This is a genomic window from Tissierella pigra (genome assembly GCF_009695605.1).
GTDB lineage: Bacteria > Bacillota > Clostridia > Tissierellales > Tissierellaceae > Tissierella > Tissierella pigra.
Window position 1 is genome coordinate 86,469 of the sequence record NZ_VUNQ01000001.1, and the last position, 13,703, is coordinate 100,171.

Annotated in this window: 12 protein-coding genes; 8 read left to right on the forward strand and 4 right to left on the reverse strand. The window is 28.4% G+C overall.

The features are described 5' to 3' along the window. Nucleotides 1-207: 207 nt before the first annotated feature. Nucleotides 208-804 (forward strand): MerR family transcriptional regulator, encoded by a 597-nt coding sequence (locus tag FYJ83_RS00505; protein ID WP_154438024.1) that lies wholly within the window; start codon nt 208-210, stop codon nt 802-804. Nucleotides 805-839: 35 nt separating this feature from the next. On the opposite strand, the gene FYJ83_RS00510 is transcribed toward FYJ83_RS00505, so the two are convergent. After that, on the reverse strand, nt 840-2,156 hold the full coding sequence (locus tag FYJ83_RS00510) for a pyridoxal phosphate-dependent aminotransferase (protein WP_154438026.1): 1,317 nt from the start codon (nt 2,154-2,156) through the stop codon (nt 840-842). Between the two features lie 138 nt (nt 2,157-2,294). Next, nucleotides 2,295-2,501, reverse strand: coding sequence for a hypothetical protein (locus FYJ83_RS00515; RefSeq protein WP_154438028.1), 207 nt, complete (start codon nt 2,499-2,501; stop codon nt 2,295-2,297). 318 nt (nt 2,502-2,819) lie between these two features. Between FYJ83_RS00515 and miaB the strand changes: the two genes are divergently transcribed. The 6 genes from miaB to FYJ83_RS00545 all read left to right on the forward strand — a co-directional run bounded on the left by miaB (nt 2,820) and on the right by FYJ83_RS00545 (nt 11,358). After that, nucleotides 2,820-4,274 carry a tRNA (N6-isopentenyl adenosine(37)-C2)-methylthiotransferase MiaB gene (gene miaB / locus FYJ83_RS00520; RefSeq protein WP_154438030.1) on the forward strand — a complete coding sequence of 485 codons (1,455 nt, stop codon included), beginning with the start codon at nt 2,820-2,822 and terminating at the stop codon, nt 4,272-4,274. A gap of 27 nt (nt 4,275-4,301) precedes the next feature. Next, complete coding sequence (gene mutS, locus FYJ83_RS00525; protein ID WP_154438032.1) at nt 4,302-6,923, forward strand: DNA mismatch repair protein MutS; 2,622 nt, start codon at nt 4,302-4,304, stop codon at nt 6,921-6,923. Beyond that, nucleotides 6,916-8,745, forward strand: a complete 1,830-nt coding sequence (gene mutL / locus FYJ83_RS00530; protein WP_154438033.1) for a DNA mismatch repair endonuclease MutL — start codon at nt 6,916-6,918, stop codon at nt 8,743-8,745. The genes mutS and mutL overlap by 8 nt, the downstream gene beginning before the upstream one ends. A gap of 12 nt (nt 8,746-8,757) precedes the next feature. After that, nucleotides 8,758-9,705 (forward strand): tRNA (adenosine(37)-N6)-dimethylallyltransferase MiaA, encoded by a 948-nt coding sequence (gene miaA, locus FYJ83_RS00535; protein ID WP_154438035.1) that lies wholly within the window; start codon nt 8,758-8,760, stop codon nt 9,703-9,705. A 12-nt stretch (nt 9,706-9,717) separates the two neighbouring features. Further along, the gene (hfq, locus tag FYJ83_RS00540; RefSeq protein ID WP_154438037.1) at nt 9,718-9,939 is read left to right on the forward strand and encodes an RNA chaperone Hfq; all 222 of its coding nucleotides are present in this window, start codon (nt 9,718-9,720) and stop codon (nt 9,937-9,939) included. A gap of 114 nt (nt 9,940-10,053) precedes the next feature. Beyond that, the gene (locus FYJ83_RS00545; protein ID WP_154438039.1) at nt 10,054-11,358 is read left to right on the forward strand and encodes a methionine gamma-lyase family protein; all 1,305 of its coding nucleotides are present in this window, start codon (nt 10,054-10,056) and stop codon (nt 11,356-11,358) included. A 30-nt stretch (nt 11,359-11,388) separates the two neighbouring features. On the opposite strand, the gene lexA is transcribed toward FYJ83_RS00545, so the two are convergent. Further along, entirely contained in the window at nt 11,389-12,006 is a 618-nt protein-coding gene (gene lexA, locus FYJ83_RS00550) for a transcriptional repressor LexA (RefSeq protein ID WP_154438041.1), read from the reverse strand. A gap of 186 nt (nt 12,007-12,192) precedes the next feature. Between lexA and yneA the strand changes: the two genes are divergently transcribed. Next, the gene (gene yneA / locus FYJ83_RS00555; RefSeq protein WP_154438043.1) at nt 12,193-12,498 is read left to right on the forward strand and encodes a cell division suppressor protein YneA; all 306 of its coding nucleotides are present in this window, start codon (nt 12,193-12,195) and stop codon (nt 12,496-12,498) included. A 10-nt stretch (nt 12,499-12,508) separates the two neighbouring features. Here yneA and FYJ83_RS00560 read toward each other — a convergent pair whose 3' ends face one another. Then, nucleotides 12,509-13,483 carry a tyrosine recombinase XerC gene (locus tag FYJ83_RS00560; RefSeq protein WP_154438045.1) on the reverse strand — a complete coding sequence of 325 codons (975 nt, stop codon included), beginning with the start codon at nt 13,481-13,483 and terminating at the stop codon, nt 12,509-12,511. Between the last annotated feature and the right edge of the window lie 220 nt (nt 13,484-13,703).

The following is a 13,703-nucleotide window of genomic DNA, read 5'->3' on the forward strand; positions in this document are numbered from 1 at the left end:
ATCCAGTTTAGAATAGAAACTGGATTTTTTATTTATAACTAATATAATGTATAAAATAATTATGGTTTGACTGTTTATGTAATAATATAGTAGATTTTGTATTATTATAATATAAATTGTATGAAAAATTTTTCCTTAAAATAGAGGATTTTACTATTATATGGAGAACTATATAATAGTAGACTGGATTTGGAAGGGGAATATACTATGTTGGATTTAAATCACGAATACACTATATCTGAAGTATCTGAAATTACTGGATATGCTCCGCACGTTCTAAGATACTATGAAAAAGAATTTGAAATTGACGTTCCTAGAAATAATTCAAATCACAGATATTTTACATATAAAGAGATTGAGTTGATACAATATATAAAAACTCTGCAGGAAAAAGGTTTTACCAATAAACAAATAAAGCTAATTATACAATCTCCAGAAGTTATTATGAGTAATCAAGAAGAAGCTGGAATAGTATCAACTAGTGATAATATGTACTTTGATACATATCAATTAGCTAAAGAAATAAGTATGACTTTAGAAGAAGAGTTTTTCGAAAAATTATTTAGCCATATCAATGAAGGATCTGAAAAAAATATCAAAGTAATAGAAGAATTAAAAGATGAAGTAGCCATGCTTAGGAATGAGTTGAATTCAAAGGAAAGAGATGTATTAATATGTGAAAATGCAAAATTAAAAATGCAGGTTAAGGAAAAGGATTTTGAAAACATTGAACTAAAAAATAAATTAAAAGAAATAGAGGAAAAACAAATAGGATTTTTTAAGCGAATGTTTATGAAAAAATAAAAGGTCTACTAATTTTAGCAGACCTTTGTATTATATTATCTTTGTTCTTCATATTGTTTTAAAAGCTTAACAAAAAGCTCAGGTATTTTAGCCATATTTTCAGGTGATTCTACAAAAGAAATTCTAAATTGAGTTTTACCTGGGTTTTCATCATCATTTTTAACATCATAGAATCCCTTCATTGGTGCAACAAGAAGAGTTGTTTCTACTCCATCTATTACAGCAGAGCCTTCTCCTGCACAGTATAGAACAAATTCAATTGAATCAAATCCTGGTTTTACTACATTTCTTACATCAATTACTGAGTAAATTGATGCATCTGGACTTGATACAATCAGTTTTGGTTCTTGTTCTTTAAGTCCATTGTAAACTTTTATTATTTGGTCTTTATAGTAATCTCTTTGATTTTTACACCATCCAAGTATATCTTCTTTACTCTCATTTGCTAAGGCTCCAAAGATATATTGACCAATTACATTTGCGCATAGATTAGCTGTATATTCTGCAATTGAACGGTTATTAAAGTCTGCATTATCTGTAATCACTGCACCTATTCTTAATCCACAAGCATTCCATACTTTTGAAGCTGTTTCAATACTAATTCTTCTTCCTTCAATTCCTGGAACATCTGCATCTGTTAATCCCCAAATACTTACAAGTTTTTCATTGTCATCATAATATAATTCACGATAAGCTTCGTCACTTACCATCCACATATTATATTTAACACATAGATTTGCAAGGTCTTTTAAAATGTCATAGGTATAATATTGACCTGTTGGATTATCATAAGGTATAACTAAAAGTGCCCCTGGATTATTTGCTTTTATCATTTCTTCAACTTCGGCCATGTCGGGTAAATTGAATTTACCATCTTCATCCATATGACGTTTAATAGTTACAGTTTTACGTCCTAATCTTTCTGCAAATGAAATATAGTTTGTATAAGCAGGGTCAATCATCATAAGAGGTTTTTCCTCAGTTCCAGCTGGACCACAAACCCCTAAAATTAATAACTCCATACCAGATGAACCGCCATCTGTTATTTGAACATGAAGGTTACTTGTATCAAAACCTTCACTTTCTAAAATGTTTTTAAAAGCATTTTGTGCTTCAATAGTACCTGCTGTCCCTGAATATCTAATTATTCCATTTGCAAATGGGCTTTCCGGTGCATTAAGTTCAAACATCCTTTTTTGCATAGCTGGATTTGTTGGTAAAGATACATTTCCTATTCCCACGTTTATTACTGCTTCCGGTTTTACTGGACGCTCATCATATTTCATTTGAGCTAAACGAACATCTGAAGGTGTTCTTGATTCAAAATGTGCTGATAATATTGGTTTACTCATTACAGTCTCCCCCTCTTTTGATTTATAGAAGATTGTGCCAATAACTTTAATTAGCTACATATCTTTATTATACACTAATTTAAGATTATTTCACCTTAATAATCTTAAATTTAAAAACTTATTTATATTTACCTGGTTTTATAACGTAATCATTCCCGTTAGGTTAGCAACTCCAAGAAACATTACCAGTATACCAATAAATATATATAATATTGTAGTAGCCTTATCACCTATTAATCTTCTAAGTCTTATTGCTTTACGACTTTTCCAATAAAATGATGGTTTAAATATAGTACAAATTACTGCAAATATACCAACTATAATAAATACAACAGATAAAAACATAAGAACACCTCCAAATATAAATAATTAAAATCCAAATATATAGATATAGTGTAAAAGTACTATTATATGTAATGAAGTTATTTTTAAATAAAGGTAATATTAAATAAAATTTTAAATAGATTAGGTGAAAAAATATAATATAAATAAGATAAAATACTTTGATATTACTTCAATAATTGATATACTATTATGTGTAATCAATATGGCTATTAAACTATAATTATAAAAAGACTAGGCTTTAGTCATAGCCTAGTCTTTTTATAATTATATAAATTTGATATAATATAAAGTACTTATAAAATTTTGGAGGTTGCACAAATGAAAAATAACATTAATGATAGTAATGATATTTTGGAAATATATGATAATGAATATAAATATGATCAAGAAAACTTTTTAAACTATGCAGACAAAATTAAAACTATGAATCAGGAATTTGAACGTGTACATGGTAGGAAAAGAACTTTTATAACTAAAACCTATGGTTGTCAAATGAATGAGCATGATTCTGAGAAGATTTCTTGGATTTTAGGAAATATGGATTATGTTGAAACTGAAGATATAAATGAAGCTGATTTTATAATATATAATACTTGTTTAGTAAGAGAAAATGCAGAATTAAAAGTATATGGCAACTTGGGAGCATTGAAACAATTAAAAAGACAAAAGCCAGATTTGATGATTGCAGTATGCGGATGTATGATGCAGAGAGAAGACGTGAGAAATGTTATATTATCTAAACATAAACATGTTGATATAATATTCGGTACTCATAATATCCACAAACTACCTCAATTAATAAATAATAATATACAGAATAATGAGACAGTTGTAGATATATTTGAAGATGGAAGAGAAATAGTTGAGAATATAAATTCAAATAGAAAATATTCATATAAAGCATTTGTGAATATTATGTATGGTTGCAATAATTTTTGTACTTATTGTATAGTGCCTTATACTCGCGGTAGAGAAATGAGCAGAGAACCTGAAAACATAATTAAAGAAATTCAAGATTTAGCAAAGAGTGGATGTAAAGAGATAACTTTACTAGGTCAAAATGTAAATTCTTATGGAAAGTCTTTAAGAACAAATTATAGCTTTACAGATTTATTGAAGGATATAAATAAAATAGATGGAATAGAAAGAATAAGATTTATGACATCACATCCAAAGGATTTATCAGAGGATCTAATAGAATGTTATGCTACTTTAGATAAACTATGTGAACACTTACATTTACCTGTGCAATCAGGTAGTAATAGGATTTTAAAAGAGATGAATAGGAAATATTCTAAAGAAGATTATTTAGGAACTATTAATAAACTAAAAAAGGCAGTTCCAAACATATCAATTACTACAGATATAATAGTAGGGTTTCCTGGTGAATCAGATGATGACTTCAATCAAACACTTGAATTAGTAAAAGAAGTAAAATATGATTCAGCTTTTACTTTCTTATATTCCATTAGAGAAGGTACTAAGGCAGCTAATATGGAAAATCAAATAGATGATAAGATTAAGCATGATAGATTTCAAAAGTTAACAAACACATTAAATGAAATTGCATTAGAACTAAATCAAAAATTAGTAGGGGAGACCTTAGAAGTATTAGTAGAAGAAGTGAGCAAGAATAATCCTGATGTTTTAACAGGAAGATCAAGAACAAATAAACTTATACATTTTAAAGGTGATAAAAGTCTTATAGGTTCCATTGTTAATGTTAAAATAGAAAATGTTAAAACATTTACATTAGAAGGAGAATTAATCTAATACTTCTCTGTTAGGAGGAGAAATAATTTGGAAAATTTAACACCGATGATGAAACAATATCTAAGTATAAAAAAACAATATGATGATTGTATTCTATTTTTTAGATTAGGAGATTTTTATGAAATGTTCTTTGAAGATGCACTGAAAGCTTCAAAGGAATTAGAAATTACCTTAACACAAAGAGATTGTGGTATGGCTGAGAAGGCATCAATGTGTGGAATACCCCATCATGTTTCTGAAACCTATATATCTAGATTAGTAGAAAAAGGATATAAAGTTGCTATATGTGAACAAGTAGAGGATCCTAAGTTTGCTAAAGGTATTGTACAGCGGGATGTAATAAGAGTTGTTACCCCTGGTACTATAACAGATCAAACAGTACTAGATGAAAAAACTAATAATTATCTAGTATCTATATATTTAGATGATTCAGGTGTAGGAATTTCATATGTCGATAATTCTACAGGAGAAATGTATACAACTGAATTTTTAGGGGAATTAAGTGAAAACAACATGTTTTTAATAGATGAACTTGGGAAAATACTTCCATCAGAAATTATATGTAATGATAAAATCAATAATAATACAAAGCTTTTAAAGATTTTAGAAGGGACTATTAACCCTTATATAAATTCTTATAAAGAATCCGATATAGAGAAAGATAATCTAGCATCTTTAGTAACAGAACATTTTAATGGAAAATCATTAGATGAATTGGAAATCAATAACAAAATATACTCTATTATAGCTACTAGTAAGCTTATAGACTATTTATATAAGACACAGAAATCATCCTTAGAACATATCAATAACTTGTCTTATTATAAGCCGAATAATTATATGGTTTTAGACATAAATACTAGGGCCAACTTAGAGATACATGAAACTATTATAAAAAGAGATAGAAAAGGAGCATTAATTGGTCTATTAGATAAAACTTCAACTTCCATGGGTGGAAGACTTTTAAAAAAATGGCTGGAACAACCGTTAATTAATATTAAAGAAATTGAAAAAAGAAATAATGTTGTAGAATACTTTTTAAATAATATTGTAATTATGGATGATATAAAAACATATCTAAAACAAATTTATGATATTGAAAGACTAGCTAGTAAAATTTCTAATGGTAACTGTAACGCAAGAGACTTATTATCTTTAAGAAATTCTATTTCTGTCTTACCAGATATAAAGAAACTATTAAAGAATTTACAAAACCTTGAGTTAGTCAATATGAGTATAAATTTAGATAGTCTTGATGATATTTACTCATTATTATGCAAATCCATAAGTGAAAATCCTCCTATAACTTTGAAAGATGGAGGAATTATAAAAGAAGGTTATGATAAAGATTTAGACCAAGTTAAAGAGGCTTGTTCAAAAGGAAAAGAATGGCTTAGTACATTGGAGGCTAGAGAAAAAGAAAAAACAGGTATTAGAAATTTAAAGATTGGATTCAATAGGGTTTACGGATACTATTTAGAAGTAACTAAATCTAATATATCATTAGTTCCAGATTATTTTATTAGGAAACAGACATTGGCTAATTCAGAAAGATATTATACTGAAGAATTAAAAAATATGGAAGATAAGATACTAGGTTCAGAAGAAAAATCTTTAATATTAGAGTATGAAATATTTACAAGAATAAGAGATGAAATAAAAAAACATATAGATAGAATTCAAACTACAAGTAAAATAATATCCCAGCTTGATGTATTAAATGCTTTTGCACAAGTAGCATATAAATTAAATTTTGTAAAACCTAGTCTTAATACAAAAGGAGTCATTGAAATTATAGAAGGAAGGCATCCTGTTGTAGAAAATAATATTCAAAACAATTTATTTATACCAAATGATACTTATTTGAATACAAAGGACAGGATGGTTCAGATTATTACTGGACCCAATATGGCTGGTAAATCTACTTATATGAGACAAGTGGCTATTATAACTTTATTAGCTCATATAGGTTCCTTTGTACCGGCAAGTAAGGCAAATATATCTATAGTTGATAGGATATTTACTAGAATAGGTGCACAAGATAACCTTTCTCAAGGTGAGAGTACTTTTATGGTGGAAATGAATGAAGTATCCAATATCATAAAATCAGCTACTAAAGATAGTTTGATTATTTTAGATGAGGTAGGAAGAGGTACTAGTACCTATGATGGTTTAAGTATAGCTTGGGCAATTGTAGAGCATATTACCACAAATATAAAAGCTAAAACACTATTTGCTACTCATTATCATGAGCTAACTCAATTACAGAATGGAAATAATAATATAAAAAACTTAACTATTGTTGCTGAAGAAAGTGGGGAGCAAATTGTATTCTTGAGAAAAATCGTTGAAGGAAGTACAAATAAATCTTATGGAATAGAGGTTGCAAAACTAGCAGGTATAGATGAATCAGTGATTAATAGAGCAAATGAAATACTATCCCTTATTGAAGGAAATCATCAGATTAATATAAATAGCAAAGTAAAAGAAGAACCAAAACAATTGAATTTAATAGATTATAAAAAAGATTACTATGTAGATAAGATTTTAAACTTAGATATAGACAATATGACACCTAAAGAAGCATTAAATATTCTTTATAGTTTAAAAGAAGGTGCTAAAAATCTAAGGAGAGATAATAATGAGTAAAATCAGGATTTTAGATAATATCACTATACAAAAAATAGCAGCTGGAGAGGTTATAGAAAGGCCATCATCTATAGTGAAAGAATTGGTTGAGAACTCTTTAGATGCTGGTGCAGATAATATAACTATAGAAATAAAAGATGGTGGTAAGAGTTATATTAGGGTTACTGATAATGGAGATGGTATTGATGGTGATGATTTAAGCCTAGCGTTTATGAGACATTCAACTTCTAAATTATCTAAAGCTGAAGACTTATATAAAATTAAGTCTTTAGGCTTCAGAGGAGAAGCCTTAGCCAGTATATCTCATGTTTCTAGAGTAGAGGTTATGACGAAAACAAAAGATGCTTTGGGAGGAGTTAATGCCTTAATTGAAGAAGGTAAAATTTTATCACAGGAGTCAATTGGGTGTCCAAAAGGTACTACTATGATAGTAAGGGATCTATTTTACAATATACCAGTTAGAAAGGACTTTTTAAAATCCGACTTAACGGAGTCTAATCAAGTTTCTGATATAGTATATAAGGTAGCGTTAGGAAGTCTCAAAACTTCATTTAAATTTATAAAAGATAATAAAATTATCTTAAACACTTCAAAAAATAATAATATGAAATCTCATATTTATAGTATATTAGGAAAGGATTTCTCTAAAAATCTTACTGAAATTAATTTTGAAGAAAATGGAGTTCATGTATATGGATATATATCTAATAATAAATTATATAGGAGCAATAGGAGTCATCAATATATATATATTAATGGAAGATATGTAGTTGATAAAAGTCTATCTAGTGTTATTGAGAACCACTATAAATCTACTATTCCATTAAATAGATTTCCCTGCTTTATTATATTTCTTGATTTAGATCCTAGTAATATAGATGTAAATATTCACCCAACAAAACAAGAAATTAAATTTGCTAATGAGACTCAAGTAATGGAAGTAATGAATAAAGGTATAAAGGAAGTACTATATCCATCTTTATCTATACCTAGTATGGATTTCAAAATTAATAGTATAAAAGATAAACAACAAGAATTCACACCTTTGTTGGCGACAGATAATGATATGGACATTCATAAGGACATAATAGTTAGGGATTTTACTGATACAATACTATATAAAGAAAAAGATGAGCCTAAGATTATAGAAACCGATTTATTTGAAGAAAGTAAAATGATAAAAGAAGAATTTATATGTGAAGAAGATATATACGATGAAAAAACCAAGAATATCAGGAACGTACTTTCTAGAATTAGACCTATGGGTATAATTTTTAATACTTATATACTTGGAGAAGATGAATTAAATCAAAGTTTATATTTTATAGATCAGCATGCTGCTCATGAGAGAATTATGTATGAAAAATATCTAAAAGAATTTCGTACAGAAAGTATAGTTACTCAAAATCTTTTGGCACCAGAGATTATAGAATTAACCAATATGGAAAAAATAAAGCTAATGGAGAATATAAATATATTTAAAGATTTAGGTTTCGATGTTGAAGAATTTGGAAATAATAGTATAGCTATAAGAGCTGTTCCTCTTGTATTTGGAATACCTAGAATTAAAGATTTATTTTATGAAATACTTGATAATATTGATAGTGTTAAAAGTAATTATGATGCTAAATTAGAAAAAATAATGAAAATAGCCTGTACTAAAGCAGTTAAAGGTGGTGATCATATGGGAAAGATTGAAATTTATGCTTTGATACAACAACTAAAACTATGTGATAGCCCACATAGTTGCCCTCATGGAAGACCTACTGTTTTAGAAATGACTAAAAGAGATATAGAAAAGTCATTTTTAAGGATTGTTTAGAAGGATGATAATATGAAAGATAATTTATTTATTTTAATAGGACCTACAGCCATAGGAAAAACATCTATATCCATTGAATTAGCTAAGAAAATGAATGGTGAAATAATTTCAGCAGATTCCATGCAAATATATAAGTATATGAATATAGGATCTGCGAAAGTGTCTAAGGAAGAAATGCAGGGTATTCAGCATCATTTAATCGATGTAATTTATCCTGATCAAGAATTTACAGTTTCAGACTATAAAAAAAACGCTGAAGTATTAATCAAGGATATTAATAAAAATCATAAGCTTCCAATGGTTGTAGGGGGGACTGGATTATATATAAACTCTTTGGTATATAAGCTAAATTTCGCAGAAGTGCCACCAAATAATGAAACTAGAACTAAGTTGGAATTATTAGGAGAAAGGTATGGCAATAAATATTTACATGAAATGTTGAAAAACATAGATATAGAAAGTGCTGAGAGGATAAGTATTAATGATAGAAAGAGAATAATTAGAGCTATAGAGATATTTGAAATAACTGGTAAAACTATGACTGAATTTAATAAGAATTTTAGAGAACCCATTGAAAAGTATAATTTAGTTATGATTGGGTTAAATATGAATAGAGAGAAATTATATAACAGAATCAATCGTAGAGTAGATATAATGGTAGAAGAGGGTTTAATTGAAGAAGTAAAAAAACTTTTAGAAATGGGTTATAAGAAGGAACTTGTATCTATGCAGGGAATAGGTTATAAAGAAATAGTAATGTATTTAGAAGGTGAAATTTCTTTAGATGAGTCTATGGAAAAGATAAAACAAGGTTCGAGAAATTATGCCAAAAGACAGTTGACATGGTTTAGAAGAGATAATAGAATTAAATGGATTGATATAGATGAGTTTAATAATTTAGAAGATTTAAGTCAATGTATAATTGACTATTCTAAAGATAAGTTTATAATTAATAAATAAGGAGGGGACAAAATGAAACAGAATATAAACTTACAAGATGTTTTTTTAAACAGAGCACGTAAGGACAATATTAGTATTATAATATTCTTAGTTAATGGTTATCAGATAAAGGGACAGGTAAAGGGATTTGATAATTATACTTTAATATTAGAAAGTGAAGATAAGCAGCAGTTAATTTATAAACACGCTATTTCCACAATAATACCTACAAAGCAGATAAACTTAGATAATTAATTTTTACTTAAATAATTTAATTAGAAAAAGTCTCTGATATAATCAGAGGCTTTTTCTAATTAAACAGAAGCTTCTATAGAAGCTTCTGTTATTTTAAAGAAAAGGGTGATATAAATGAATAGGTTGACGGAAAATATATTATGTAAACAATTTGGAATAAAAGAGGAAGTTGTTAAATTTGTAATACAAAAAGAAAAACTAATTTTAGATAAATTTAAAGATATTGATGAAATTAAAGAGTACAATCAATATAAGGTTATAAAGGCTATGCAACAATGTAGATTGGCTTCTACAGACTTTAACTGGACTACAGGGTATGGATATGGTGATGTAGGAAGGGAGAAAGTAGAGGAGATATATGCCAATGTGTTTAATACTGAAGATGCTCTAGTAAGACCTGCAATTGCTTCAGGCACTCATGCCATTACATTAGCTCTATCTGGTATATTAAGACCTGGAGATGAACTCATAGCCATAACAGGTGCGCCTTATGATACCTTACAGAAAGTAATAGGTGTAAAGGGGAATATGTCTGGTACTTTAATGGACTATGGAGTAAAATATAGAGAAATTCCTTTAAAAGAAAATACTATTGATACAGATAAAGTAAGGGAATCCATATCAGAAAACACTAAAATGCTTATGATTCAAAGGTCCACTGGATATAGCGATAGGAGAGCACTGACAATTGAAGAAATAGAAAATGCAATCAACGCTATTAGAAAATACAATAAAGATGTAATTATTATGGTCGATAACTGCTATGGTGAATTTTTAGAGTTTCAAGAGCCTACAGATGTAGGAGCCGATGTTATGGCAGGATCGTTAATAAAAAATCCTGGTGGAGGAATTGCCTTATCTGGTGGATATATTGTAGGAAAATCCAACTTAATCGAACAAGTTTCAAATAGATTGACAGCGCCAGGACTAGGAAAGGAATGTGGGCTGACGTTTGGAACAACTAGAAGTACCTTACAAGGATTGTTTTTAGCGCCCCATATAGTGTCTGAGGCTGTTAAAGGTGCATTGCTGGTTGGGATTGTATATAAGGAACTTGGATTTAAAATAGTCCCAAATATAGATGACATAAGATCAGATATAATTCAAGGGGTAGAGTTGAAAAGTCCAGAAAGAGTCATAGAATTTTGTAGAGGAATTCAAGCAGCTTCAGTAGTAGATTCCTATGTTGTGCCAGAAGCATGGGATATGCCTGGGTATGAAGATAAGGTTATAATGGCAGCTGGTGGCTTTATAGAAGGTTCATCTATTGAACTTAGTGCAGATGGTCCCATAAGAGAACCTTATTTTGCATATTATCAAGGTGGTTTGACATATGAACATTGTAAATTAGGAGTTATGAAATCTTTAAACAATTTATATGAAAATAAATTAGTGGATATAAATCAAAACAAAAATTAAATGTAAAACGGTAGGATAAATCCTACCGTTTTACATTCTTCTAAATAAGCCTATTACTTTGCCCAATATAGATACATCTGTACTATATATTGGTTCCATAAATTGATTTTCAGGCTGTAATCTCACTTTATCTTTTTCTTTGAAAAATCTCTTCACAGTTGCTTCTTCTCCTAGTAATGCAACTACTATATCTCCGTTTAATGCAGATTTCTGCTCTTTAACTAAAACTAAATCTCCATCTAATATACCTGCATCAATCATACTTTCACCTTGAACTTTTAACATAAATACATCATAATCTTTTACAAATTCCACTGGAATGGGATAAGTATCTTCAATATTTTCTACAGCTAATATAGGAGCACCAGCGGTTACTCTTCCTACAATAGGCACATCTACTGTTTTTTTAGAAACAAGTAAAAAATCGTCATTCTTGTCGAGGATTTCAATAGCTCTTGGTTTTGTAGGGTCTTTCCTAATATAACCTTTAGATTCAAGTTTTTCTAAATGACTATGAACTGTAGAAGTTGACTTTAAATCAACACCTTTACAAATATCCCTAACTGATGGAGGATAGCCTTGTCTTTGAACCTCAGATTTTATATATAATAGTATTTCAATTTGTTTCTGAGTTAATTCTTCATACATAAAATACACCTCTCATATCATATAATATATCAACACAAATACTTTTATTTAATTAATTATAACATATTAATTAATTAAATTCAAACAAAGGTTCGATTTTTTTGTAAAAATCTATTGACACGGAACCTATGTTTGAGTAGAATATATTTAGAACGATTGTTCAGAACTAATGTGCGAGGTGCTATTATGAAGAAAAGGTATAAAATAATTAACAAAAACAGATTTTATTCATTTATTACTTCAAGTTTTATCATACTATCTTTAGTGATATTTAGTCTATTAACAACTAATAAAGTTCATAGTTCCATTTATAAAATTGATTATAAAGAAGTAAAAGTAGCTGAAGGTGATACTCTTTGGACTATTGCAATGAATCATTTACCAAGCAATATGGATATAAGAAGGATGGTATATGAGATTAAAGAATTTAATGATATGGATAGTGGCTACATATATCCTGGGAATATAATAAAAGTTCCTGTTATAAAATAAGAAGAGCCATTTAGCTCTTCTTATTTTTTCTATTTGATAAAGGATTGCTTTTAATTGCATCTCTAAGTCTATCGTCGTCTATATGAGTGTAAATTTGAGTAGTGGATACAGATTCATGTCCTAATATTTCCTGTAAAGCACGTATGTCTACATTTCCATATTTATACATTAAGGTAGCTGCAGTATGTCTTAACTTATGAGTAGAGTATATAGATGGATCTAAACCCGATTTCTCTAAATATCGATCAATCATGTGTTGAATAGCGCGATTACTCATTCTATTTTTTCTTTTACTTATAAACATAGCTTTGCTGTCTTTTGAATTTTGAGGTCGTATTTCAAGGTAATCTTTAATTGCAGATACACAGGCTTCATTTAAGAAAATTGTTCTTTCTTTATTTCCTTTTCCAATAACGGAGAGGGTATCATTATCCTTGATTTTATCAATGTCTATACTTGCTAATTCTGAAAGACGAAGTCCACAATTTAAAAACAACATAATAATTGCATAATCTCTTTTTCTATATTCTTCATTTTTATTTTCTAATACATTGTTTAGCAGTGATTCCGATTGTTCTAAAGTGAGATAAACAGGGTGTCTATTTTCTTTTTTGGGAAATTCTAAAGCTTCAGCAGGATTCTTATCTATTAGATTAACTTTGGAATATAGATAGTCGAAAAAAGACCTAAGGGAGGCAACTTTTCTAGATTTAGTATAATTGTTATTTTCTCTTTTTTTATCAGCATAAGATATATATGCGTGAAGGTCCTGAATTCCTAATTTACTTATTAAATCTAAATCTACATCTGAAATATTGATGTCGTCAAACTTTAAATCTTGTTCAACTAATTTATATCTTTGCTTAATGAATCTAAAAAAAGTTCGCAAGTCTAAAAAGTATTCTTTTACAGTGTTAGGAGACACACCTTTGATTGTTTCCATATAATTTAAGTAATCCTCTAGAAGCATTGGTATATCAGTCATTATAGCCCTCCATTTTCTTTATAACATTAGTCACAAAATAACTATTTTGTGACTAATGTTATTTTATACTAAAATTATCCAAAAAGCAATATTCAAAATAAATTTATTTAACATCAAATAGTATAAAATCTTACTTTAATAGCAAAATCGAATTTAACTAATATAACAAGCCTATAATTAAATTTTAAAGACTATCCATACAAATATATTCCTGTGAGAA

What these genes read in the sequence shown, in the direction of transcription:
- hfq (WP_154438037.1), top strand. Translation starts at nt 9,718, where the DNA reads ATGAAACAGAATATAAACTTACAAGATGTTTTTTTAAACAGAGCACGT.
- FYJ83_RS00545 (WP_154438039.1), top strand. Translation starts at nt 10,054, where the DNA reads ATGAATAGGTTGACGGAAAATATATTATGTAAACAATTTGGAATAAAA.
- FYJ83_RS00560 (WP_154438045.1), bottom strand. Translation starts at nt 13,483, where the DNA reads ATGACTGATATACCAATGCTTCTAGAGGATTACTTAAATTATATGGAA.
- lexA (WP_154438041.1), bottom strand. Translation starts at nt 12,006, where the DNA reads ATGTATGAAGAATTAACTCAGAAACAAATTGAAATACTATTATATATA.
- FYJ83_RS00510 (WP_154438026.1), bottom strand. Translation starts at nt 2,156, where the DNA reads ATGAGTAAACCAATATTATCAGCACATTTTGAATCAAGAACACCTTCA.
- FYJ83_RS00505 (WP_154438024.1), top strand. Translation starts at nt 208, where the DNA reads ATGTTGGATTTAAATCACGAATACACTATATCTGAAGTATCTGAAATT.
- yneA (WP_154438043.1), top strand. Translation starts at nt 12,193, where the DNA reads ATGAAGAAAAGGTATAAAATAATTAACAAAAACAGATTTTATTCATTT.
- mutL (WP_154438033.1), top strand. Translation starts at nt 6,916, where the DNA reads ATGAGTAAAATCAGGATTTTAGATAATATCACTATACAAAAAATAGCA.
- miaB (WP_154438030.1), top strand. Translation starts at nt 2,820, where the DNA reads ATGAAAAATAACATTAATGATAGTAATGATATTTTGGAAATATATGAT.
- miaA (WP_154438035.1), top strand. Translation starts at nt 8,758, where the DNA reads ATGAAAGATAATTTATTTATTTTAATAGGACCTACAGCCATAGGAAAA.
- FYJ83_RS00515 (WP_154438028.1), bottom strand. Translation starts at nt 2,501, where the DNA reads ATGTTTTTATCTGTTGTATTTATTATAGTTGGTATATTTGCAGTAATT.